Genomic DNA, 23,985 nt, shown 5'->3' with positions numbered 1-23,985 from the left:
AGCATCCTGGGGCAGTGCTCGGATACTCCGACCCTCGGGTTCAGTCGGCCGGGCTGAGCACCAGCGTGTCGACGGCTGCGGACTTCACCGCCTTCGTCGAGTACGCCCACGGCTTCTGGGCGCCTGCCGCCCAGTCGGCGGTCTGATCGGTGTAGTGCTCGTGGAACGCGTGTCCGGAGGCACCGGTCAGGTGGTTCCAGGTCGAGGCGTCGAAGTCGGAGAGATCGACCACCATCCGCATCGACGGCACCGTCGTCGTCGCATACGAGACGCCGAGCTCCCATCCGGTCGCGTTCACGACGGACGCTCCTCCGCTCACGGGGAACGGCCCGCGGTTGAACAGTGCTTCGATCGGGGCGATCCCCGACGAGCCGAGCGTGTCGCTGGTGAGGGTGATCGCGTGCAGGTCACCCCAGTTCCATCGCGAGATCGTGGTCCCCTGCAGGGCTGCGAGCTCGTCGTAGGCCTCCTCCGCCGACAGCGCGAGCATCTGCTCCATCCCGTCGACGTCGAGCTGCTCGTTGGTCCAGAGCGGGTCGGACGGATCGGTCAGCATGGCGGAGACGACCGTGAACAGGCGCCCCTGACCATCGATCGGGAGGGGCTGCTCGCGCTCGGTGAAGATGTTCTGCACCAGGTTCGACCACAGCACGTTCGCATAGGCGGCGGCCGCCGACGATGCGCTGTTCTGACCGTCCCAGGCCTCCAAGAGGTCGACGGCATCGGACGCGCCTGCCCCGGAGACGTCGACCTCGGCCATGGCGGTCGCCAGCTGCGTTCCGATCCACATCTCGTTGTCCATCTGGATGTCGCGCATGTCGTCGGCGGTCAGTGGGGCGACCGCCGCCCGCCGTTCGATGAGGTGGGCGATCCGCGCCGCCCGGTAGCCGTAGTCCCAGTCGCGGGAGAGGAAGTAGGCGTAGTCGTCCGTCACGATCGCGTTGTTCGCGGTGACGATGTACCCCGAGTTCGGGTTGTACGACACCGGCAGCTCCTCGAACGGGATGAAGCCCGTCCAGTCGTAGCTGCTGTCCCATCCGGGCTGGGGCATCCATCCGTCGCCAGCACCGCGGATGGGGAGGCGGCCGGGGGCCTGGTATCCGATGTTGCCCTCGGTGTCGGCGTAGATGAGGTTCTGCGCCGGCACGTCGAAGAGCGACGCGGCGTAGCGGAAGTCATCGAAATCCTGCGCGGTGGAGAGGGCGAAGATCGCCGTCGCGGCCGTCCCGGGATCGAGCGCCGTCCACCGCAGGCTCACGGCGTACTCGGCGTCCTCCGACCCGGGGACGGGAGTGGTCGGTGCGGAGGCCTCGACGCCCAGCGCGGGCTCTGGGTCATCGGCGATCTCCGTGAAGTCGTCCGTGAGTCCGGAGATGATCGGGCCGTGCATGGTGGAGCGGATGGTCAGATCGATGTCATCGCCGCCGGCGACCTTGATCGTCTCCGTGCTCTCCTCCAGCGGCACCAGGGCTCCGTCGCGCCAGTACTGGTCGCCCTCGACCCGCTCGACGTAGAGGTCGGTGACGTCGGTGGTGAGGTTCGTGAACCCCCACGCGACCTTCTGGTTGTGGCCGATCACGATGCCGGGCAGCCCGGAGAACGAGAAGCCGCCCACATCGAACGGGCACTCCTCGTCCACGGTCGAGCACTTCAATTGCACCTGGTACCAGACCGAGGGGAGGGAGGCTCCGAGGTGCGGGTCGTTCGCGAGCAGCGGCATCCCCGTCTCGGTGAGGTCTCCGGAGACGACCCACGAGTTCGAGCCGATGCCCTCGCCCACGTCGCCGACCAGCACGCTGGCGGCCTCGATGACGTTCGAGGTCTCCTCCCAGTCGATGGTGGTCGACGCCTGCTGCGCCTCACCCTCGGTCTCGCCGGGGGTGAAGGCTGCGGGTTCCGCTCCCGTGCCGAGCGCCGGAACGGTCGAGATCTTCGGGACGATCACGGGGTTCTCAGCGAACGGGTACTCGGGGTAGAGCTTCGCCAGCATGTCCGCGGTGGTCGCGGCATCCGGGGCATTGCCGTCGGTAGCGGTGCTCAGCTCGGCGGCGAGGAGCGATCGCTCGGTCTCGTCCTCGATGTTGCCGCGGAGATCCCAGGCCATGGCCTTGAGCCAGGCCACGGAATCGGCAGGTTCCCAGGGCTCTGGGGCGTAGTCGGGGTTCTGCAGTCCGATCACAGCGTACTCGAGCGAGAGCTCGGCACCCGAACGCGAGGCCAGGTAGGCATTCACCCCATCCGCATACGCCTCGTAGTAGCCGCGGGTGGTGTCGTCCATGGCCTCGACCTCGGCCTCGGCGACCTTGCGCCAGCCGAGGGTGCGGAGGAAGGCGTCGGTTCCGGCCTGCGACTCCCCGAACATCTCGGCGACCCGTCCGGACGTCACGTGGCGGCGGAAGTCCATCTCGAAGAAGCGGTCCTGCGCGTGCACGAAGCCCTGGGCGTAGAACAGATCGTCCGTGGAGTCGGCGGTGATCGTCGGGATGCCGCGGTCGTCGCGCTGCACGGTGACCTCGGCCTGGAGGCCGTCGAGCTCGATGGATCCGTCGGTCTGCGGGAAGGAGCGCTGGATCGTCCAGGTCACGAAGAACGCCGCAGCCACGGCCACCACGACGATCGCGGCCACAACGAGGAACGCGACGCGTCCGATGCGGACACCCAACGAGGGGCGTGAGGGTGCGGCGGACTCCTGCGAATCGGTCATCATCGTCGAGAACTCTTTCGGGTAGACAGGTGGAACTCAGTCCCACCGAGCTCCGGTGCGCGTGTCAGGGTCGCGCCTTCGCATCATATCCACCTCCGCGCTCGCCGCGAGGTGTTCCGCCGCGAGCGCCCGACCGATCACCCGATCAGGCTCGGCTGCAGATCCCGCAGCGTGCGGCGGTGCGTCATCCGGGTCACCCCGATCATCGCGAGCAGCAGCGCACCGACGAGCCAGACTCCGAGCACTGCCAGATCCCACCCGGCCCGCGCGTAGTCGCCGCCGTACATCAGCTGGCGCATCGCATCGACCACGTATCCCAGCGGCAGCACATGATGAAGGGCGGCGAGTGGTGCCGGCAGCGTCTGCCAGGGGAAGGTCCCACCGGCCGTGACGAGCTGCAGCACCATGAGCACCAGCCCGAGGAACTGTCCGACCGAGCCGAGCCACACGTTCAACGCGAGGATGATCGCCGCGAAGGTGGCCGACGCGAAGATCATCACACCGAGGGTTCCGAGCGGGTGGTCGAACGTGAAGCCGAGCGTGACGGCGAGGATTCCCATGAGCCCGAGCATCTGCACCGCGCCGAGCATCGCAGGGGTGAGCCAGCCGGCGAGCGTGATGCGGACGGGGGAATGGAGGGCCGTGATGGCCCGCCGTGAGATCGGCTTGACGATCAGGAAGAGCGCGTAGATGCCGATCCACGCCGACAGTGCGGCGAAGAACGGGGCGAGCCCGGCGCCGTAGTCCTCCGCGGAGGCGACCTTGTCGCTCGACACCTTCACGGGATCGGCGATCGTGTCGGCCTGGCGGGAGCGCAGGTCGGGTGTCGAGGCGGGGATCGCGTCCACCCCCTGGGCGAGCCCGTCGCGCAGTTCGGCCGTACCGGAGGCGAGCGCGGCCAGTCCGTCGCGCAGCTGCGTCGCGCCGTCGTTCGCCGCGGAGGCGCCGGTGGCGACCGTGCCGGCGCCGGAGGCGAGCTCGTTCGCACCCGCGGCGAGGGATGCGGCGCCGGCAGCGAGCTGATCGACCTTGCCGACCGCGGCCTGCACCTGCGTGTTCCCCTCCTGCAGACGCGCGCCCAGCGGATCGAGCCTGGCGAGCACCTGGTCGATCTCTTCGGGGGTGAGGCCCTGCTGCGCCAGCGCGTTCGCGATGTCGGAGCGCACCTGCGGCAAGGCGTTCGCGGCCTGTTGCACCGCTGACCCCGCGCGGTCGGCGACGTCGGCGAGCTGTCGGTTGCCCGCGCTCACCTGCTGGGCTCCGCTCGCGAGGCTCTGCGCCCCGGTCGCGAGTTGCGCCGTGCCGTCGGCCAGCTGCGCGGTGCCCTCCGCCAGAGTTATGCTCCCGGTCGCCGCCGTGCCGGCGCCGTCGGCGAGCCTGGTGGCGCCGTCCGTCGCCGTGATGAGCTTGTCGCGCACGTCGCTCAGGCCCGTGAGCAGGCGCTCTGCGGCCTGGCTGCCCACCATCTCGGCGACCGAGCTGCGGATCTTCTCGACCGCCTGCGTGCCCATCGACGATGCGAGGTAGTTGTTCGCGTCATTGGTCTCGAGATCGATGCGCGCCTGGTGCGGGTCGGTTCCCGCCGCCGAGGTGAGGGCCGAGGAGAAGTCGCTGGGAATCGTCACCGTGAAGTCGACCGTGCCGTGGCGCAGTGCTTCCGAGGCTTCGTCCGCCGACATCAGCTGCCAGTCGAACGCGTTGCCCTTGATCAGGTTCTCCGCCACGTCTTCGCCGTAGTTGACGGTCTCGCCCGTCGCGGGTTCCGTGCCGGTCGTGGGTGCGGGCGCGCCCTCGTCGTCCACCACGAGGGCGACGGGAACCTCGGGGAACTTGGCGTACGGGTCCTGGTTCGCCCAGAGGTACAGACCGCCGTAGAGGATCGGCACGCAGATCAGCGCGACCAGGGCGATGATGCCCATCCTGCTCGCTGTCAGTCGTCGGAGCTCGGCGGCGATCATGGCGGGAACCTTCATCGCGTGCCTCCGTTCTCGTCTGCGGGGGTGTCCGCGATGTCGGGGACGGCATCGTCCGCCGGTTCGTCCCACACGAGCGGCTCGACCGGTCCGGAGGCATTGATCGCGTCGAACTCGTGCATCCGCTCCAGGGCCACGGCAGCGGATCCGCCGACGATCACGAGCATCGCGTAACCGCGGTCGGCGAACTCCGTGGCGATGCGCCACCATCCATCGGGGCTGCCGCCGTGACGGTCGGGCGACACGAGCACGATGCCCTCGACGCCGGAGCGGAGCACGGCCAGCTCGCACAGGATGCGCACGCGTGCCGCCGGATCGACGGTGCCGATGGGGGCGGCGGCGAGCTCGCTGTACCCCAGACGAGCGAGCCAGCGCCGGGCGTGGAGCGGGGTGGCGCCGAGGCCCGCGAACATGAGCTCCTCCTCGACGACGCCGACCAGGGCGACGTCGGGATGAGGGTCGCTGACATCCGGAGCGTCGACCAGGGCCACGCGTCGACGCAGGGACTTCGCGTCGACCGCGTCGTCGATGCTCACGCGCCCGGATTCCGGACGCATGCGGCCGCTCGCGATCAAGCCGAGCACGGTCGGTCGCTGTTCGGTCTCGGCGATCGCGAAACGCACTGCTCCGGTGTGGAACTCGAGCGACATGGGGGGCAGCGCCTGGCCGTTGCGGCCCTTGCTCACATCGCGCAGCGAGATCTTCATGCACGGTCCTCCGGATCGATGGGGGAGTCTGTGGGAGCGGCGGCCGCGGCGATGTCGGGGTGCGAGGCGAGCAGCTCGTCAGCTTCGCGCCAGGAGAGGCCGGCGATGCTCAACACGGTCCGCACGGCGACGTCAGCCGCACCCGTGCTGGTCGCGTCCGTGCGCGAGATCACGGTGCGGGCCATCTCCTCGATGAGGCGCGCGAGGGTGGGGGCGGCGAGGTCCGTGCGGAAGCTGCCGTCGTCCTGACCGCGTCGCACGAGTGCCGACACCGTGCGGCGCAACGGGGCCAGCGCGGCCGCCGTGTGCTCGACGTGCACTTCATCGAGAGCGAGAGCCGCGGCCACCTGCACGTGCGCGGCCTCGTGCCAGAGCAGAGCGGCGAGGCGGGCGAGGGCGAGACGGGCGTCGATGTCGTCGATCGAGGTGGCGATGGCGTTGAATCGCTGAGTGCCGCTGGAGATGAGCTCCCGGATGAGGGCGTCACGGTCCTCGAAGTGTCCGTAGAGGGTGCGACGCGAGAGCCCGGCACGACGAGCGATGACGTCGATGGAGGCGTGCGGATGGACGGCCAGGGTCGAGCGCGCGGCGGAGAGGATGCCGGCGCGGTTCTCGACGGCGTCGCGACGAGGTGCACGAGTGGTCATGACCTCATGCTACGGATCATGCACATAGCTGTGCAAGATTATTCTTCACATTCGGAGAGCGTCCTCAGGCGCCGCTTCCGCGCAGCCGTCACGGAGCCGAGCGTGTTATGTTACGCGTTGCGCGTGGGCGCGCACGGGGGATGGCGCCGGTCTCGGACGCGTGAGCGTCCGGTACGCGAGTGTCGACCGTTTTCAAGTGGTGGGGGACCGCTGTGGTCGAGGGGGAGTGTGCTTTGGCAGGCATCGATGTCGTGCGGGAACGCCGAACGAAGAGCGATGATGTCTATCGCCGGTTGCGGGATGCGATCGTCGACGGTGAGCTGCGGCCGGGGCAGCGCCTTCGCGACGCGGAGCTGGCGGAGAGCCTGGGGGCCTCCGCCACGCCCGTCAGACATGCCCTGGCGCGCCTGGCGGAACAAGGGCTCGTCGAGATGCACCGCAACGGCGCCACCCGCGTGGCGCCGCTCGATCTCGACCACATCCGCGATGCCATCGCCCTCTTCGGCGACAGCTGGATCGGCTCGGTGCGCCATGCGATGCCGCACGTCCAGGAGGATGACGTCGCCTATCTCGTGGAGCTGACCGACGATATGTCCGCCGCGGGACGAGCGCGCGATGTCCTGGCCTACGGAGTCGCGCTGCGCGCCATCGCCATCGGCTTCGCCCGTCTCGAGGGGAATGCCCTGCGCGAGTCCGTGATCGAACTGCTCGGGCCGCAGATCCGGCGCTTCACGCAGCGCTCTGCGGGGTCGTTCGACTGGGCGGCGAACGAGAGGTCCACGCGCGAGATCCGCGAGGCGATCGTCCGTCGTGATGCCGTGCAGACCCGGGCGGCCCTGGTGATCCTCTTCGACGATGTGCTGCCGGGTGTCGTCGACCGCACCGCGGCGCGAGCGCGCTGATCCCGAGCCGCACCTCTGAAAGCACGATGCGCCGGCACCCCGAGGGCGCCGGCGCATCGGTGGATCCGTCGTCGTGTCAGTCGGTGCCGGAGTCGAAGGCTGCGCCCTCGGAGGCCGAGTCGACGGCGTCGGCCAACGTCTCGTCGGCTTCGGAGATCGAGCCCTGGACGGACTCGGTGATCTCGCTGGACTCCCCGGCGGTCACGCGGCCGACCAGTTCGCCGGTCGCACCTCCGACGAGGCCGAGTCCCGCGTACTGCTCGAGGCGTGCACGCGAGTCGGCGATGTCGAGGTTGCGCATGGTCAGCTGGCCGATGCGGTCGACCGGCCCGAAGGCGGCATCGCCGACACGCTCCATCGACAGCTTCTCGGGGCCATACGAGAGGTTCGGGGAGACGGTGTCGAGGATGGTCCAGTCGTCGCCGCGGCGCAGGCGGATCGTGACGGTTCCGGAGATGGTGAGGCCGACCCAGCGCTGGATCGACTCGCGCAGCATGAGCGACTGCGGCTCGAGCCAGCGTCCCTCGTACATGAGGCGACCGAGGCGTCGACCCTGCTCGTGGTAGGTGGCGAGGGTGTCTTCGTTGAGGATGCCGTTGACCAGGCGCTCGTAGGCGATGAACAGCAGCGACATGGCGGGTGCCTCGTAGATGCCGCGCGACTTCGCCTCGATGATGCGGTTCTCGATCTGGTCGCTCATGCCGAGGCCGTGGCGTCCGCCGATCGTGTTCGCCTCCATGACCAGGGCGACCGGGTCGGAGTATTCCACGCCGTTGATCGCGACCGGGCGTCCCGCCTCGAACGTGACGGTGACGTCTTCGGTCTCGATCGCGACCGAGGGGTCCCAGAACTTCGCGCCCATGATCGGGTCGACGGTCTCGAGCGAGACATCGAGGTGCTCGAGCGTCTTCGCCTCGTGCGTCGCGCCCCAGATGTTCGCGTCGGTCGAGTATGCCTTCTCGGCGGAGTCGCGGTACGGGAAGTCGCGGGCGACGAGCCAGTCGCTCATCTCCTTGCGGCCGCCGAGCTCGGTGACGAAGTCGGCGTCGAGCCACGGCTTGTAGATGCGCAGGCGCGGGTTGGCGAGCAGGCCGTAGCGGTAGAACCGCTCGATGTCGTTGCCCTTGTAGGTGGACCCGTCGCCCCAGATGTCGACGCCGTCCTCCTTCATGGCGCGCACCAGCATCGTGCCGGTGACGGCGCGGCCGAGGGGCGTCGTGTTGAAGTATGTCTTTCCGCCGGAGCGGATGTGGAACGCGCCGCAGGAGAGGGCGACGAAGCCCTCTTCGACCAGGGCGGTCTTGCAGTCGATCAGGCGCGACGCCTCGGCGCCGTACTCGAGAGCGCGGCCGGGGATCGATGCGATGTCGTCTTCGTCGTACTGACCGAGGTCGCCGGTGTACGTGAAGGGGACGGCACCCTTCTCGCGCATCCACGCGACGGCGACGGAGGTGTCGAGTCCTCCGGAGAAGGCGATGCCGACGCGCTCGCCGACGGGCAGTGACTGGAGGACCTTGGACATGGCTCCCAGTCTATCCGCGGCGGCGTGTCGCCCCGTCTCGCCTCAGCTGGCTCGTCTGGTCTCGTTTGGTCTGGCTTCGTCTGGTGTGGCCTCCGGCGAAAACGGAGGAGCACCGGCTGCGGCACGGTGTGTCGTGGTGAGGCACGCCGAGGCACGCCGGACACGTCTCCGTTTTCGCCGGGCACGGCCCGGTGAGCTGCGACGAAGCTACCCCGACTGAGCGGAATCCTCGTGGCGTGCGGTGCGCAGCGGCGAGAACAGGACGATCATCGCCGCCACGAGGAAGACGACCACGCTGACCGCGATCGTCACGCGATAGCCGTACGCCGTCGCCAGACCGCCGGCGATCAGGGCCCCGACGAGGAAGGTGACGCGGTTCACGGTGCGAATCGATGCGTTCAGCCGTCCCTGCATCTGGTCGGGGGCGACCGCCTGGCGGTATCCCATCTCGTTCGGATCCTCCACCCCCATCCCGAGGCCGAACAGGAATTGCCCCACGCCCAGGGGGATGGCGACGACGAGGAGCGTCGTGTTCTCGGCGTGCGGGATGACGAGAACCGTCGTCCACGCGAGTGCCGAGAGCAGGCGCCCCGCGAGGACCGCGCCGCCGACTCCGAACCGGCGACCCGCCGTGGGGGCGAGGAGTGCCCCGATCAGGCCGCCGAGCCCACCCATCGCGAGCACGACGCCGAACAGCAGTGCGCCGACGCCGAGCTCTCGCAGCGCGTACGGCGCGAATGCCGTCAGCGCGATGCTGTTGCCCAGGAACCAGACGTTCACCGACACGGCCATGGGCGCAAGCGTTCGGTGGGAGTAGGTCCAGCGCAGGCCTTCCATGATGTCGTGCCCTAGGTGCCGGCCGTCGGTGCGGCGTGACGCTTTCACCTCCTCGACACGGATGCGGCTCAGGAGAACGGCGTTGACGACGTACGCGACGGCATCGATCAGGATGGCGAACGGTGCCCCCAGCCAGCCGACGAGTGCGCCGCCGAAGGCCTGCCCCGTCGTCTGGGCGACGGTGCCTGCTTGACCGAGTCTCGCGTTCGCCGCCAACAGCTGATCGCGGCCGACGAGGCGGGGCAGCATCGGCTGCGCAGCGGAATCGGCGATGAGCGTGAGCGCGCCGTAGAGCAGGAGCAGGGCGCCGAACGACCACACGGACAGAGTCCCCGTGAACCACAGCACCGGCACGAGACCCAGCGTGAGCGCGCGGCCGATGCTCGCGATGACCATGGCGGGCTTGCGCCGCCAGCGGTCCATCAGGGCGCCGACGATGAGCCCGAACAGCAGGTACGGCACGACGTTCGCGGCGTTGAGCAGACCGATCTCGAACGCAGAGGCCCCCAGTGTCGTGACGATCAGGACCTGGAAGGAGACGGCGGTCACGGAGCCGGTGAACGCGCCGAGAGTCGACGACGACCAGAAGAGGGCGAACGCCGGAACGCGCAGCACCTCGGTCGGTCTGTCGTGCATCTCCGCCTCGCTCCCGTTCCCGTCATCCTATGCATCGGCGGTGCGCGCGCCATGCGAAAACGGAGGAGCATCGCCCGCGACACGGTGTGTCATGGTGCGGCTCGCCGCGGTACGCGCGACACGTCTCCGTTTTCGCCGAGGCTGGGCCGGCGGAGGCGCGATGAAGTGGGAGAGTAGGCGCACGGAGGTCGGACATGGGCGCAGCAATCCTGTGGGGCGCGGTGGCAGCAGCACCGCTGTTCGTCGGTGCAGTGCTCGCACTGCTGCGTACGTGGCCGCCGAAGTGGCTCGGCATCGTGTTGGGCTTCGGCGCCGGCGCTCTCATGGCATCGATCGCCTTCGAGCTGTGGGAGGAAGGGCTCGACCTCGCCGGTCCCATCCCCCTCGTGGTGGGTGTCGCGGCGGGAGCGATCAGCTACTACATCGCCGACCGCATCCTCGATGCCCGAGCGGCGAAGACCAAGGAGCAGGCCGGCGGAGGACAGCTCGCGGTGGGCGCCCTGCTCGACGGCATCCCGGAGCAGCTCGTGCTCGGCATCGGACTCGCATCCGGTGAGCCGGTCAGCATCGCGCTCGTGGTCGCCATCCTGGTCTCGAACCTGCCGGAGTCGATCGGCTCGGCTGCCGACCTGCTCGAAGGCGGCATGGCGAAGTCGCGGGTGCTGCTGCTGTGGGCGGGCGTGGCCGTGGTCTGCGCGCTCGCGACCGTCGCGGGGTTCGGCCTCGCGAGCATCACGGGCGACGACTTCCGCTCGGCGGCGAGCGGTTTCGCAGCCGGGGCGCTGCTGGTGATGCTGGTCGACTCGATGGTCCCCGAGGCGCAGTCCAAGGCCAAGGAATCCACGGGACTCGCGACCGTGCTGGGCTTCGCGCTCGCCGCGGGGCTGGCGCTCGCTTCCTGATCACGCGTTCAGCAGGAGGACGTCACAGCGGTCGGCTCAGATCTTCCCCCGCGTGGATTCGCGGCGCACGCTGCGTCCGGCGATGCTCTCGATCTGGAGGGCGAGGGGAAGATCGCGATCCTCTCCCGCCCACGGATTGACGCGCGCGGCGACGCCGGCGACGTCGTCGTCCGCCACCCGAGACAGCGTGCCGTGCACCAGCACGCTCCATGCCGTGCTGCCGAGCGGGTCGTGGTAGTCCACCTCGAACGCGGCCGGCGTGGCGGCTTCTCGCGTGAGATCGGCGAGGACGCCCTCGGGCGATGTGCGCAGCACCAGATCGCGCCCTGACAGCGCGAAGTTCACCGGATAGATCTGCACCCGCTCCTCGTGGACGAAGCCGATCCTCCCGATCGTGGTCGTGGTCAGCAGCTCATAGGCCTGCTGTTCGTCGAGTACTCGAATCATGCGTGCACTCCTTCCCTGTGGCGCCAGGCTAGCCAGGGCGTCGATGCCCTTCAAGGGAGTCCTCACCCTCGGCGCAGGAGAACCCGCCACTCGGCGGACGCACGGCGCAGGATCGGCCTCGGCTGGCGGGTTACCCTCGGGTGCGGTGTGCACGAGGCTGGCGGGAAGCCGCTGCGATGGCGGCCGAGGACAAAGGAGTTCTGATGACCGACACCACCCTGGCGCGACCGCCGTTCGACCCGGAGCTCGAGGCCGCTCTCGCCCTCGTCGCCGACCAGCTGCCGCCGACCCTGACGGCAGAGATGATCCCGCTGCTGCGCCAGTCGCCGGTGAGCGGGGAGGACGAGATCTTCGCGGTGCTCGCCGACCGCGGCTTCACCCGACGGGACGTCTCGATCGCGGGTCATGGTGGCGACGAGATCGTCGTCTCCGTGATCGAGAAGGAGGGCAGGACCGGCACCGGCCCCGGATTCTTCCACACGCACGGCGGCGGCATGATCATCGGCAACCGCTGGCTCGGCGTGGCCGGCTTCCTCGACTGGGCGGAGCGCTTCAACGGCGTGATCGTCACCGTCGAGTATCGGCTCGCCCCCGAGTTCCCGGATCCGTACCCGGTGGAGGACTGCTACGCGGGCCTGCTGTGGACCGCGGAGCACGCCGAGGAGCTCGGCATCGACCTCTCCCGGCTGTTGATCGGCGGAGGCAGTGCCGGGGGTGGGCTGGCCGCGGGCACCGCCCTTCTCGCCCGCGATCGGAAGGGCCCCGAACTGATCGGCCAGCTGCTCATCTACCCGATGCTCGACGACCGAGACGAGTCCGTGTCGACGCACCAGATCGACGGGATCGGCGTCTGGGACCGCGGCTCGAACGTGACGGGGTGGACCGCGCTCCTGGGCGACCGCGTCGGGACGGACGACGTCTCCGTGTACGCCGCCCCGGCGCGCGCGACCGACCTGAGCGGGTTGCCGCCCGCCTTCATCGACTGCGGCAGCGCGGAGGTGTTCCGCGATGAGGACGTCGCCTACGCCACGAAGCTCTGGGAGGCCGGGGTGCAGGCGGAACTGCACGTCTGGGCAGGGGGGTTCCACGGCTTCGACATGTTCGCTCCGCACACGGCAGTCGCGCAGGCCATGCTCGCCGCCCGCGACGACTGGGTGAACCGGCTGCTCTCCTGAGCCCGCGTCGACCGGAAGAGGGAACTCCCACCCCATAGGGTGGAATCCCCGTGCGATGGAGCCCGACATGCAAGATCTGCTGGGGCGTCTCACCGCCCTCGACCCGGATGCGAGCGAGACGCTCAAGGTCGTCACCTACTTCGACGCCCTGGTCGCCCGCTCCGTGGGTGTCGAGAGCATGCTGCGAGGTGCGGCGGTGCTGAGCGGCGCGACCGTCGGACAGCGTGACGGCAGACAGATCATGCGTGTGCGGGCCGACGGGGTGCGCATCGATCCCGTCGAGCCGTCTCACTCCTGGCCGGTACGGGAGAGCGGACCGGATGCGGTCGCCTGGATCGAGCGCGAAGGCGATGCGCACACGAACGACGCGATGATCCTGGAACGGCTCAGTCTTGCCCTCGGGATCATCAGGGCGCGCCGATCGGTCGGCCCCGAGAGCGCGGTCGAACTCGCCATCAGCTCCTATGCCGGTGCGGAGGAGAGGGCAGCGGCACTGCCTCGACTCCGCATCGCTGCGGACTCCCTGCGGCTCGTCGCCTCTCCTCCCGACCCCGCTCCGCTGCCGGTGCATCCCTCGGCTGTCGTCGCCACCCGGCACGGCCTGACGCGAGCGACGATCCTCGACGCCGAGATGCAGCCCGTCGATGCCTGGCCGCACCGTGTCGACCTGCGGTTGGGGCTCGGCATCGTCGGCCCGGCGGAGGGTCTTCCCGCGTCGTGGGCGTCGGCGCTCGTGGCCGTGCGACTGACCAGCCCGGAGGAGCCGGTGGTCGATGCCGCCGACCTCGGTGGTCTGCTGCTCGTCGCCGAGGCTGCGGGGCGGGGGCCCCTCCACCCTGATGCGGCGGCACTCGCGGCACTCGATGAGCGCAGTCGGGAGCTTCTCGACGCCGTCAGCGAGGAACGGAGCGTGCGCGCCGCAGCCGCGCGGCTCGGGCGGCACCACTCCAGCGTGCAGGAACGCCTGAGCGTGCTCGTCGATGCGCTCGGGTATGACCCGCGCACGTCCCGCGGCCACGCCAGGTACGTGGTGGCGCGGATGCTCTTGACCCTCGGCTCCTGAACGGCCGTCGAGCGCTTCACTCGAAGCCGGGGTAGTCCTTCAGCTTCTCCTGGAACTCGGCACGATCCGCCTCGCTGAGCACCCCGCTCGCGATCGCCGTCAGCTGGAGCCCTTCCAGCGGCTCGCCGGTGCGCGCGTTCTGCGCCTCCCGTGCCGTGCGGAAGCCGCCGTCCGAATCGTTCGAGAGGTCATTGATCGTGGCGTAGAAGCGGAGAGGGTCGGGGAAGTTCTCGGTGTAGTACTCCCACGTGGTCTGCGTGCGCGGGTCGTCGCTGCCGTACAGCTTCGCGATCATCGCGGGGTCGATGCCCGACACCGCGGGATCATTGAACGAGTACAGGTCCCACAGCCCGTGGTCGACGACCACCTCACTGATCACGGCCATCACGGCGCGCTTTCGGTCGTAGCCCTGGACAGGCTCGTTGGTCGCCCAGGCGGCGGAGGTGAACTCGACCAGCATCGACTCCCCGCCGTAGCCGTTGCGCTCCGGGCGCAGGTCTTCATCGCCCACCTGCGTCCAGGTGAAGCCGAACTCGTCGGTGAGTCGCGCCCGGATGTCGGCGAACAGCGTCTCGGTCTGCGCACGCACCTCGTCGAGCGACTGCTGAGACAACGCCTTCTGCGGATCGGTGCCCTTGATCCCGGGATAGGCTTCCGCGTGCCTCTGGGCGGCCGTCTTCGTGCCCTCGTAGTTGCCCGAGGCCGAGGTCTGCAGTGCGCTCATGCCGCCGACCGTCGCGACGTTGAACAGGATCGCGATGACCAGGCCGATCGCCCCGAGCTTCCGTCCGCGCACGGAGAAAAGCGCCGCGATGATCACGCCGGCGACCACGAGCTGCAGTGCGAGCATCGTGACCCCGTAGAGGAGGTCGGTGCCGCCGGCGACGAAGGTGCCGAGCAGGATGAGCGCGAAGAGGATGGATGCGGTGAGGGCGATCCAGCCGAGGGCGTTCGCGGGCTGTTTCGGCTCCTCCGCAGGCATGGAAACCGCCACGGGCGGGGCGGGCGTCGATCCCCAGGCCTCACGACGCGCCCCGCGATACCCCCCGGGCGGAGGAACGGGGGGAGCGCCCTCGGTGCCCGAGAGGTAGCGAGCGCGCTGCCTCTCGTGGTCGCTCACCACGGCTTCTCCGTCCCCGAGCCACCGGGGTCGTCGCCCTGCTGCTGGTCACGCTCCTGCGTGCCCTGCTCGAGCTTGTCCTGGAGGCCCTTCAGCTTGTCCTCGGAGGGCTGCTCCTTCTCGCCGGTCTGTGGCTGCGGTTGGGGCTGCTGCTCCTCCTGCTGCTTCTGCTTCAGCCGGTCCGCCGTGCCGTCGAGGGAGTCGGACATGTCGCGCTGCGGGTCGGGGGACTGCTGCTGTGCCTCGTCGCTGCGGCATTCCTCCGGGGTGTCGGCGGTGATTCCGAGCGCCTCGCCGTAGAGCGCCGCTGCGCCCGTGCCGTCGCCGTCCGCACGGGCCGCATCGCCCATGCGTTCGATGATCAGCGCGAGGTTGATCCGCACCGCGCACACTTCGAGGCCGGTCGCGAGGTCGAGCGCCTCTTCGAGCTGGACACGGGCTTCGGGGAGTTGCTCGGCCGCACCGAGTGCCGTGCCGATGTTGAAGGGCGCCTTGTACGGCTCGAACCAGTTGAGGAAGTCCTGTCCACGCGCGGAGGCCTCAGCGCCGGCGAAGTCGTCGACGACGTAGGCGGTGATGGCCTGGTGCGCGAAGGCGTACATGCTCAGCAGCTTGCCCACGAAGAGAAGCGCGGCGAGTGTGAGCGGAATCGTCCCGATCGCCACCCAGCGGCGGACGCGGCGACGGTGGCGGTTGGACCGGAGAAGGGCGGCGGCGCGGTCGGCCGCCCGGGCGGTGGTGGTCGAGGGTCCGACCTCGGTCGTCGAGGGTGCCGACGGATCTGTCACGCCCAACCCCCTTACCGATCGACGACTGCTCAGCGCGAGGATTCTGGTCCCCGAAGCGGCAGGACGAAGCGCTGAACATCCTATCCGGGGATCCTCAGGATGCGATTCAGCCGACCTCGGGTGCCGAGGCCGGCTGAATCATGAGGAGGGACGATGCCCGTCCCCGAGCGCTACTCGGCCGCGGTGACGCGGAAGGAATCGAAGGACACGATTGCCGCGGCAGTCGAGCTACCGGAGCGGTTGCCGCTCAGGCCAACCCCACCCCCGGGCTGCAGAGGCGTGTTGTCGGTCGCCTTGAGCTGCCAGTCGGTCGGCTCTGTCGTTCCGGTCGCCCAGATCTTCGCCTTGATCGACGCCTGTGCTGTGCCCGTCACCGTGACCTTGAGCGTGTACGAGGTGTTCGCCGCGAAGGCGAGCCCGGACACGGCCTGGGTGGCGAGCACGGTGCCGTCGCGGTGCGCGACGAGCCAGATCGTTCCGTCGGGGCGGAGCCACGCGCGAACGAGGTACTTCCCGGCGGTCGAGTCCCGTGCGATGACGCCGATGTAGGCACCACCCGCGGCGGGAGCCTGGTCGAGGCGGAAGGTCGTCTCCAGAGCCGGGCTCGGAATCGACGGCGTGTTCAGCGTCGCGTGCCGGGTGTCGCCTGCGGCCAGATTCAGCTTCCCGAAACCGTCGGCGACTGTGGTCGTCGTCGTCGTTCCACCTGCGATCTTCCAGGCGCCGCCCACGATGGCATTACCCCAGCCGCGAGTGGAAGGGTGCTCGAACTCATCGCTCGCGAGCGGTGCAGGCGCCGTCACGACGGCCTCCCTGGTGGTGGTTGTCACGCCGCCCAGGTCGTCGGTCACGGTGAGGGTGACGGTGCGCGTGCCTGCCGTCGCGTAGGTGTGGTTCGCCTTCGCGCCTTCGCCGGTCGTGCCGTCGCCCCAGTTCCAGCTGTAGTTGCTGATCGTGCCATCGGGGTCGGACGATGCCGAGGCGTCGGCCGTGATGGTCAGCCCCGACGCGGAGAGTGTGAACGATGCGGTGGGCGCCACGTTGGCTCCTTGGATGAGAACCGGCTTCTTGATGGATCCCACGAGTCCCTGGCTGTCGGTGACCGTCAGCTTGACCTCAAAGGTTCCGGGCGCCGCATAAGTGTGCGCCGCAGTCTTGCCGGCCGCGGTCGAACCGTCACCGAAGTCCCATCGGTACTCCGCGATCGTCGTAGAGCCAGGGGGTACTGAGGAGCTCGCGTCGAAGGTCGCGTCGAGCCCGGTCGCCGTTGCCGTATAGGCGGCGACGGGGGCTGTGGAGCCGTTTCCGACGCTGTAGTGGGTCTTGATCTGTCCCGCGGTCAGGCCATACGGGTAGACCGCGAACTCATCGACGTTGCCGAGGAGGGGAGTCGTCTTCGGTGCGTTCGCCCAGCCGGTCAGGTTGCCGTTGCCGATCTTCCAGAAGCCGTTGTAGTCCTGCGCCTTGGTCACTCCGGGGAGGTGTCCGTCGAGCTTTCCCGTCGATGAAGAGCTTCATTCCGTCGGGGCTCACCGACGCGACGACATGATGCCAGCGGTTGTCGTTGTATGCCGTCGCGGTCGTGAGAACCTTCGTGCCGTCGTTGTAGACCCCGAAGTTCAGGCGCCCGTCGTCTGACATGTAGACGGTTCGGTCGAAGTTCTTCGAGAGCACGGTGGCCGAGCTCTGGAAGTCGAACAACAACCCGCCGCTGGTCGTCGAGGTCTGGAACCACAGCTCGGCCGAGAACGACGAGGGCGCCGCGACCTTCGTGGTCGTGTCGACTCGCCCGGTCACTGTGCCGTCGAGAGCTGTCGCACCGGCTACGCCCTTCGGCACACCTGACGACTGAGGAGTTGCTCCTGAGCGGAGGATCGGACTGTTCGTTCCCGCCACATCCTGTGCGACGGTTCCCAATGGGTAGTACAACTCGGGGCCGTCAGCGAGCACGGCGTTGGAGTACGCCGGAGTGGACTCGGCCACCGTGGCAGTCGTCGTCCTGCTCGCGACCGTGTGGCCGTTGCTGTCCGTGGCCGTGAACGTGTATTGCTGCTGTGAACCTGCCGGCGCTGTCGTGTCTTCGAAGGTCACCGCTGGCAGGTTCCACCAGGTGGAGTCCATCTTCGTGGTGAACAACGGCGTGGTCGAGCCGGCGCGGCGCAGCTCGTATGTGAGCGTGAGGTCGTCACGGTCCCAGTTGGCGGGAATCGTGACCTTCACGCGGCCGGGGACGAGCGAAGTCGCGGTCGGCACCCACTTCTCGCCGGAGAGGCGGGGTCCGTCCTTCGGGCCCTCGGGAGGCGTGGTCGAGAAGCGGACGAGCCCTTCGAACTGTCCGTTGTTGACGGAGCGGAACTCGCCGCCGATGGAGATCATGTTGCCCGTGCCGGTGATCGACAACCCGGCCTGGCCGAGTCCGGTCGTGGTACCGACAGCCCAGTCGGGCGTCCACACGTAGGGAGAGGGCGCGGGCGTTCCGGCCCAGTCCTTGTACTGGGGCGTCGCCGGCTGAGTGCCGAGCGTCCCGCGCGCATCGGCGGTGAAGGCCTCGGAGTAGCGGTGTGTGCGCGGCGACTGCTCCGGGTGCAGGCCCATGGTGCTGCAGGCGTGAGTGTGGCTGGTGGTGTAGATGACCTTGCCGGTGGAGTAGACGCCGTAGTGGTCACCGAGGCAGTCCGCGATCCAGCGGACCTTGCCCGTCCCGGCTTCAGCAGCGAACGTCCCTTCGAGGTTGGCGACATCGGCGTTCGCGTACGCCCAGCCTGTGCCGTAGACCCCGGTGGCATCGGTCGCGAGGCCGAAGATTCCGGACTTTCCCGCGGAAGGGCCCGTGCCCACACCGTTCTTGACCGTGTCGGGAAGCTCCCATGCGGTGTCGACTGCGCCGGTGACCTTGTCGACGGCACCGATGCCGCGCAGCCCCGTGTCGCCGTTGATCTGCGAGAAGCGTCCGCCGATGATCGTGTCGATCCCGGCCGGGTCCATCACGAGGGCGTCGACCTGCTGATCGGTCTGAGGTGCCCAGGGGAGGAGTGCTCCGTTGGCGGTGTTGAACGCGCTGAGGTTCTTCCGCGCGGTGCCGTTGGCCTGCGAGAACAGACCGCCGGCGTAGACGCTCGTGCCCGAAGTCGCCAGCGCGTAGACGCCTGATCCGCCGATGGAGGGGATGAAGCCGGGCACGAGCTCGCCGGTCTTCGCGTCGATGGCTGCGATGTTCCACCGGTCTTTGCCGTTGACCTTGTTGAACGAGCCGCCGATGTAGATGCGGCTGCCGTCGGGGGAGGCGGCGACGGCCTTGATCACCCCGTTGACCGTGGGGGCGAACGGAAGGAGCGCGCCGGTGTTGATGTCGTACGCGAGCACGTTCGACCGTGCTGTGAGCGCGGTGCCGGGCTTCGCCTTCGGCTCGCGGGCGTTGTCGAACTTGCCGACGGCGTACACGGTCGAGCCGATGGTCGTCTGCGCCCAGACGTACCCGTTGTCGATCTGCACCGTCGGAATCGGATCCGACGTGACGACGTTGTCATCACGCTGCAGCAGCGGTGGCAACGTCGGCGGTGCGTCGGCAGCCACGGCGGCTCCACCACCGAACGACACGAGCCCGCTGACGACCAAGGCTCCGACGACCGTCGCGATGACGGTCTTTCGGGCGCGCTTCAGAACACGCTTGTTCCCCATGTTTTGCTTCCCCAGTGATCTGATGCCGACGTGAGAGTCGACATGACATCGCAGCGTGAAACGACCGCGGGAGCTTCCCCAAGCTCATGTGACTCCGCGGTCGGATCGCATCTGCGAACCCCCGTCGCGTCCGAGATAGTCCGCGACGTGTAAAACAATAGCATCCGATATCCGGAGGTTGCTGAGTGTCAGCTTCCAGATGGAAGGGCTGCTCGCTATCGCGCTGCTGCGTCGGACCGAGGAGCACGGAGATGCCGCAGTCGCGCGATCAGCAGGGTCGCCCGCCCGAGCTCCACGCCCAGGATGGCCAGGGCGACGAGCGCGGCGATCCAGTACAGCTCGATGACGTTGCCGACCTCGCCCGAATCGGCGTAGTCGGTGGTGGTGGACGGGGCAGCGGGAAGCACGGGCGCGGTGTCCGCCGTCCGATGCGAGTACTCCACACCGAGGTCGTCGGCGATCGTCTCGAGGGTCGACTCGTCGATCACCGAGAGCGCATCGGCGCCCTGGTACTGGATGTAGTCGCCTCCCTGATCCGAGACGCCGCCCGTGGTGATGCGCATCGGCCCGCCCTCGGCTGTGCCGTAGCCGAACACGGCTCCCGAATCGGTGTACTTCTCGCTTGCGCTGAACGACTCCGGCGGCGTGTCGACCGTCTGCTCTCCGTCGCCGAAGTAGAACACCATGCGCGAGCGGTCGGGAGACGACTCGGCCGCCGACGCGAGCGTCTCGGAAAGCAGCGGAGCGGCGATGCCGATCGAGCTTCCGCGTGACTGGCTGGTGACCTCGGGGCGCAGCACCTGCAGCGAACCCAAGAGCGCGGTGGTGTCCGTGGTCAGGGGAACCCGCAGCTGGGCGGCGGCATCCGAGGTGATGAGCGCGAAGCGTGCCCCCGGGTACTCCTCCACGAGCGCGCGCACGTCCTCGCGGATGCCGTCGAGCCGCGGTTCCCCGTCGCCCCAGTCCTCGGCCACGATGCTCGCCGTGGTGTCGACCACCAACACGATGTCGGTGTCGGTCGCGAGGGTCTGCGTGGCTCCGCCGGGAATGCCGGGACGAAGCAGGAGCGCGACGCAGGCGAGCACCAGCAGCAGCCGCATGGCCCACAGCGCACGATGCCCGGCGAGTGCGCGCCCGTCCGCGATCGGCACGCCGCCCGATTTCGGCGCACGGACAAGCACCCAGACGGCGACGGCGAGGACCGGTGCGCACAGCAGCGCGATCAGCAGTGGGTTGAGCACGGGTTGGAAGATCACAGTCGCACCCTCCACAGCACCACGACGAACCCGAGCACGCTGAGGCAGAGCACCACGATCCACAGGTTCGGGGTGTCGGTCCAGACCACCTGCGCCTCTCCGCGCAGCTCGGTCGCCTCCTGCTCCTGCACCTGGTCCACGATGTCGGAGACGGTGGTCGTGTCGCGCAGCCCGAATGCGGCGCCCCCCGTCGCCTCTGCTGCCGCGCTGAGCTCGGCGCTCACATCGGCGTCCTTGCCCTGGACGGGGTTCAGTGCGAAGACGCGCACGTCCTTCGAGGCGGCGTAGGCGGCGGCTTCCTCCAGCGTCACGATCGAGGCGCCGTTGACCTCGTTGTCGGTGGCGAAGATCACCGAGCGCGAACGCTCATCGTCCGGGTGGTCGAAGCCCATCGCGCACGCCGCGAGGCCGTCGCCGATCAGGGAGGCGCCGTTGCCGTTGAGCGTGCCGATCCAGTGCTCCGGAACCTGGTCGACGAAGTCGAAGCTCTCGGTCATGCTGGCCAGGTGCTCGCGGACGAAGTCGTAGTCGTCGGTGAGGGGGAAGATCTGCACGGGCGAGCTGTTGAAGATCGTCAGGCCGATGCGCTCCCCCTCGAAGCTGTCCAACAGCTCGTCGAAGACGTTCAGCACCTCGACGTCGACCTCGGTCATGGAGCCGGAGACGTCGAGGCACAGCATGATGTCGCGGCTCGTGTTGACGGGCTGCACGGTCTGCGCCGACATCGGCCGCGCGGCAACCACCCCCGACACGATCGCGGCTGCCGCGCCGAGCGCGAGGACGCCGGACAACGCGAGTGCCCTTCGCGTCAGGGCACGGCGGAACGAGGGCAGTGTGCGCAGGCGTTCGGCGCGGGCGACGCGGGCGGCCTCTCCGGCCCCGGCACGCCCCTCCCGTCGGAGTCCGAGGACGAGCCCGATCGCGAGCGCCACCAGCACGACGGCGACCGCGCCCACCAGCATCCAGATGTTCGCTAGTGCCATGTGCGCACCACCGTCCTCGCCGCTTCGGCGCCGGCCACGGGGTCGATCACCGGGCCGGGTCGGAAGATGCTCGGATAGTAGTGCCTGCCCAGCGCATCGATGAGAGCCGGGTGGACGCCGCGTGCCACCAGGTCGTCGAGCGCGAGAACCGGCGCCTCCAGACCGCTGTACTCGTTCACGAAGGCGCGCACGACCCTGCTCAACTCGGCGTTCGCCTGCCGCGCCGACAGGCGCCGTTCCCGGTAGTCCGTCTCGATCTGCTGGATTCGGGCCAGGTACTCGGTGCGCAGCTGCGACAGCACGTCGATGATGAGCGGAGCCTGCCCGGCATTCGGGTCCGCGGTGGCGAGGGTGCGACGGGGTCGCGTGAGCGCGATCAACAGCCACGCACCGAGCACCAGCAGCGCGAGGATGCCGATCGCGAGCAGGAGCCACCCCCAGCCATACTGGGCCGGCGGGTAGAGGTCGTCAGAGCCGGGCATTCGACCTCCGGTTCAGCAACGTCAGCAGCTGGGCGACGGCATGGTCCTGCCCGTCCAGCGTGGAGTGGCTGATCTCCATGCGGGTGAGCAGATCGTCGAGGTGCGCGGCTTCGGCCTCGCGCTGGGCGGTCAGCTCCTGCACGATCTCGCGGTCGCCCTGCACGAAACCCGGCACCTGCCATCGGCTGTCGACGTCCCTGCGGATGCGCCCCGTGGCGTGATCGAGCACGGGCTCGGCATCGCGCAGCGTGAGCCACAGCACGTCGTGCTGCACTCGAAGTCGGCGCAGCATCCGCTCGGTCTCGCTCGTGAGGGGAGCCTCGTCGGTGATCACCACCACGATCATGCGGCGGGCGATCGTGCGTGTGACGAAGGAGAGCAGGGCATCGCGATCGCTCGGGGCGCTGCTCTCGTCCACAGCCCTGTCGATCGTGCGCAGCGCGTGTTCGAGAGCGCCCTCGCTGCGTCCCGGTGCGAGGCGGCGCACCTTCGCGGAGTCGCCGTAGACAGTGGTGAAGTCGTCGCCGTGACGCAGCGTCAGCACGCCGAGCACACCCGTCGCGAGGATCGCGAGCTGCTTCTTCGACTGCTCGTCCGCCGCGAGGGCCGACATCGAGCGCCCGGTGTCGACCACGAACAGCACGGTGTGCATGCGGGTGGCGCGCGAGCGCTTCACGAGGGGCGTCCCCAGCCGGGCGGTCGCACGCCAGTCGATGTCGCGCACCTGATCGCCGTACTCGTACTTGCGCAGGTCTTCGAAGTCGAGGCTCCGTCCGCGCAGCAACGACGCGTAGGCGCCGTCGAGCGCGTGCAGCGACTTGCGCGTCGAATGGATGAAGAGCTTGCTCTTCACCTGCGTGATCAGGCTGGGCATGTGGCGATGAGTCCCGAGGCGCCGGGTCAGGGGGTCGGGACCGAGGCGAAGATCTGGTCGATGATCTCCTCGCTGCGGATGCCCTCGGCGTCGGCCTCGAACGTCAGCAGCACGCGGTGCCGGAGGATCAGGTGCCGCAGTTCGCGGATGTCTTCGGGCAGCACGTGCGCGCGTCCCTTGAGCAGCGCCAGCGCGCGCGAGGCCTGCAGGAAGGCGATGCTCGCGCGCGGACTCGCGCCGTACTTGATGAAGCGGGCGCGCTCCTCGCCGATGTACGGCGCGGGATTGCGGGTGACGTAGGCGATCGACACGATGTAGTTGCGGATCGCGGGGTCGACGTAGATGCGGCTCGCGACATCCTGCAGCAGGTGCACATCGTCGAGGCTGACGGCGCTGGTCACGTGCCGGTCGGGGTCGAGCACGCCGGAGTCGATGCGGCTGAGCACTTCGAGCTCCTCGGTGGGGCTCGGGTACTCGACGATCTCCTTGAGCAGGAAGCGGTCCATCTGCGCCTCGGGCAGCTCATACGTGCCCTCCTGCTCGATCGGGTTCTGCGTCGCGATCACCAGGAACGGCTTGGGCAGGTGGTGGATCTCTCCGCCGATCGTGGTCTGATGCTCCTGCATCGCCTCGAGCATGGCGCTCTGCGTCTTGGCGCTGGAGCGGTTGATCTCGTCGAGCAGCACGAAGTTCGCATGCACGGGGCCGAGCACCGTGCGGAACGAGCCGGTCGCCGCATCGTAGATCTGGTTGCCCGTGATGTCGCTCGGCAGCAGGTCGGGGGTGCACTGGATGCGCTTGAACTGCGCCTTCACGGTGTCGGCGAGGGTGCTCGCCGCGGTGGTCTTGGCGAGTCCCGGCACGCTCTCGAGCAGGATGTGTCCGCCCGCGATGAGGGCGACGAGCAGGCTGGTGCGAAGACGGTCCTGGCCGACCATCTTCGCGGAGTACGAGGTGGAGATGACTCGCAGTACCTCGGAGGCCCTGGACATCTCGGCGTCCGTGGGCGCGGCGTTGGTGGGTGCGGCGGGAGGTGTCGGCGGGTGCGTCTGCGCGGGGCCGGGCGGAGGCGGCGGTGCGGAGATCGTCCGCAGGTCCGGCGTGGAGGACTCGGTCATCGGTAGGCTCCCTCGTTCGGGGACCCGCGTCGCGGCTGTCCCCCGCGGACCAGCGTAATCGCAACGACGGAGCGGCCGGCTGTGCGCGGTCTGACGATCACGCTCCGCTCACCTGCATGAACCGATCGCGGATGCAGGAGGTTTCGTCGTGCAGACCCCCTGCATCCGTCG

At 68.9% G+C, this 23,985-nt stretch carries 20 protein-coding genes; 4 read left to right on the top strand and 16 right to left on the bottom strand.

What is annotated here, in order from left to right:
* Positions 1-40 precede the first annotated feature (40 nt).
* The 4 genes from MOX01_RS01045 to MOX01_RS01030 form a co-directional block, all read right to left on the bottom strand.
* Positions 41-2,704 carry a penicillin acylase family protein gene (locus MOX01_RS01045; protein WP_141368778.1) on the bottom strand — a complete coding sequence of 888 codons (2,664 nt, stop codon included), beginning with the start codon at positions 2,702-2,704 and terminating at the stop codon, positions 41-43.
* A 137-nt stretch (positions 2,705-2,841) separates the two neighbouring features.
* Positions 2,842-4,677: a YhgE/Pip domain-containing protein gene (locus MOX01_RS01040; protein ID WP_141368102.1), complete on the bottom strand. Its 1,836-nt coding sequence runs from the start codon at positions 4,675-4,677 to the stop codon at positions 2,842-2,844.
* Positions 4,674-5,384 carry a hypothetical protein gene (locus MOX01_RS01035; protein ID WP_046748043.1) on the bottom strand — a complete coding sequence of 237 codons (711 nt, stop codon included), beginning with the start codon at positions 5,382-5,384 and terminating at the stop codon, positions 4,674-4,676. Before MOX01_RS01035 ends, MOX01_RS01040 begins: the two co-directional genes overlap by 4 nt.
* Complete coding sequence (locus tag MOX01_RS01030; protein ID WP_141368101.1) at positions 5,381-6,031, bottom strand: TetR/AcrR family transcriptional regulator; 651 nt, start codon at positions 6,029-6,031, stop codon at positions 5,381-5,383. Before MOX01_RS01030 ends, MOX01_RS01035 begins: the two co-directional genes overlap by 4 nt.
* A gap of 233 nt (positions 6,032-6,264) precedes the next feature.
* Here MOX01_RS01030 and MOX01_RS01025 point away from each other — a divergent pair, with 233 nt between their 5' ends.
* The gene (locus tag MOX01_RS01025) at positions 6,265-6,933 is read left to right on the top strand and encodes a GntR family transcriptional regulator (protein ID WP_141368100.1); all 669 of its coding nucleotides are present in this window, start codon (positions 6,265-6,267) and stop codon (positions 6,931-6,933) included.
* A 76-nt stretch (positions 6,934-7,009) separates the two neighbouring features.
* On the opposite strand, the gene argG is transcribed toward MOX01_RS01025, so the two are convergent.
* Complete coding sequence (argG, locus tag MOX01_RS01020; RefSeq protein ID WP_061017336.1) at positions 7,010-8,455, bottom strand: argininosuccinate synthase; 1,446 nt, start codon at positions 8,453-8,455, stop codon at positions 7,010-7,012.
* Between the two features lie 207 nt (positions 8,456-8,662).
* Entirely contained in the window at positions 8,663-9,928 is a 1,266-nt protein-coding gene (locus tag MOX01_RS01015) for an MFS transporter (RefSeq protein ID WP_141368099.1), read from the bottom strand.
* A gap of 194 nt (positions 9,929-10,122) precedes the next feature.
* Here MOX01_RS01015 and MOX01_RS01010 point away from each other — a divergent pair, with 194 nt between their 5' ends.
* Entirely contained in the window at positions 10,123-10,830 is a 708-nt protein-coding gene (locus tag MOX01_RS01010; RefSeq protein WP_046748049.1) for a ZIP family metal transporter, read from the top strand.
* A gap of 36 nt (positions 10,831-10,866) precedes the next feature.
* Here the strand turns inward: MOX01_RS01010 and MOX01_RS01005 are convergent, their stop codons facing one another.
* On the bottom strand, positions 10,867-11,277 hold the full coding sequence (locus MOX01_RS01005) for a pyridoxamine 5'-phosphate oxidase family protein (RefSeq protein WP_046748050.1): 411 nt from the start codon (positions 11,275-11,277) through the stop codon (positions 10,867-10,869).
* A 203-nt stretch (positions 11,278-11,480) separates the two neighbouring features.
* Here MOX01_RS01005 and MOX01_RS01000 point away from each other — a divergent pair, with 203 nt between their 5' ends.
* Together MOX01_RS01000 and MOX01_RS00995 are read left to right on the top strand one after the other, a co-directional pair.
* On the top strand, positions 11,481-12,452 hold the full coding sequence (locus MOX01_RS01000; protein ID WP_046748190.1) for an alpha/beta hydrolase: 972 nt from the start codon (positions 11,481-11,483) through the stop codon (positions 12,450-12,452).
* 67 nt (positions 12,453-12,519) lie between these two features.
* On the top strand, positions 12,520-13,515 hold the full coding sequence (locus MOX01_RS00995; protein WP_227751223.1) for a hypothetical protein: 996 nt from the start codon (positions 12,520-12,522) through the stop codon (positions 13,513-13,515).
* A gap of 16 nt (positions 13,516-13,531) precedes the next feature.
* On the opposite strand, the gene MOX01_RS00990 is transcribed toward MOX01_RS00995, so the two are convergent.
* The 9 genes from MOX01_RS00990 to MOX01_RS00955 all read right to left on the bottom strand — a co-directional run bounded on the left by MOX01_RS00990 (position 13,532) and on the right by MOX01_RS00955 (position 23,814).
* A complete protein-coding gene (locus MOX01_RS00990; RefSeq protein ID WP_230977763.1) occupies positions 13,532-14,497 on the bottom strand; it encodes a hypothetical protein in 966 nt (321 codons plus the stop codon).
* Between the two features lie 134 nt (positions 14,498-14,631).
* A complete protein-coding gene (locus tag MOX01_RS00985; RefSeq protein WP_141368097.1) occupies positions 14,632-15,423 on the bottom strand; it encodes a hypothetical protein in 792 nt (263 codons plus the stop codon).
* 170 nt (positions 15,424-15,593) lie between these two features.
* Positions 15,594-16,895, bottom strand: a complete 1,302-nt coding sequence (locus MOX01_RS19345) for a PKD domain-containing protein (RefSeq protein ID WP_230977762.1) — start codon at positions 16,893-16,895, stop codon at positions 15,594-15,596.
* On the bottom strand, positions 16,789-19,101 hold the full coding sequence (locus tag MOX01_RS00980; protein WP_230977761.1) for a LamG-like jellyroll fold domain-containing protein: 2,313 nt from the start codon (positions 19,099-19,101) through the stop codon (positions 16,789-16,791). The genes MOX01_RS19345 and MOX01_RS00980 overlap by 107 nt, the downstream gene beginning before the upstream one ends.
* Positions 19,102-19,316: 215 nt before the next feature.
* Positions 19,317-20,357: a VWA domain-containing protein gene (locus tag MOX01_RS00975; protein WP_141368096.1), complete on the bottom strand. Its 1,041-nt coding sequence runs from the start codon at positions 20,355-20,357 to the stop codon at positions 19,317-19,319.
* Positions 20,354-21,340 (bottom strand): VWA domain-containing protein, encoded by a 987-nt coding sequence (locus MOX01_RS00970; protein ID WP_230977760.1) that lies wholly within the window; start codon positions 21,338-21,340, stop codon positions 20,354-20,356. The genes MOX01_RS00975 and MOX01_RS00970 overlap by 4 nt, the downstream gene beginning before the upstream one ends.
* Complete coding sequence (locus MOX01_RS00965; protein ID WP_141368095.1) at positions 21,331-21,822, bottom strand: hypothetical protein; 492 nt, start codon at positions 21,820-21,822, stop codon at positions 21,331-21,333. The genes MOX01_RS00970 and MOX01_RS00965 overlap by 10 nt, the downstream gene beginning before the upstream one ends.
* Positions 21,809-22,696: a DUF58 domain-containing protein gene (locus MOX01_RS00960; protein WP_058630885.1), complete on the bottom strand. Its 888-nt coding sequence runs from the start codon at positions 22,694-22,696 to the stop codon at positions 21,809-21,811. Before MOX01_RS00960 ends, MOX01_RS00965 begins: the two co-directional genes overlap by 14 nt.
* Before the next feature lie 26 nt (positions 22,697-22,722).
* Positions 22,723-23,814, bottom strand: coding sequence for an AAA family ATPase (locus tag MOX01_RS00955; RefSeq protein ID WP_371861825.1), 1,092 nt, complete (start codon positions 23,812-23,814; stop codon positions 22,723-22,725).
* Positions 23,815-23,985 lie beyond the last annotated feature (171 nt).

This window comes from Microbacterium oxydans, from assembly GCF_006540085.1.
Taxonomy (GTDB): domain Bacteria; phylum Actinomycetota; class Actinomycetes; order Actinomycetales; family Microbacteriaceae; genus Microbacterium; species Microbacterium oxydans.
Note: the sequence above shows the minus strand (reverse complement) of the source record. Positions and strands in the feature narration are given on the sequence as shown.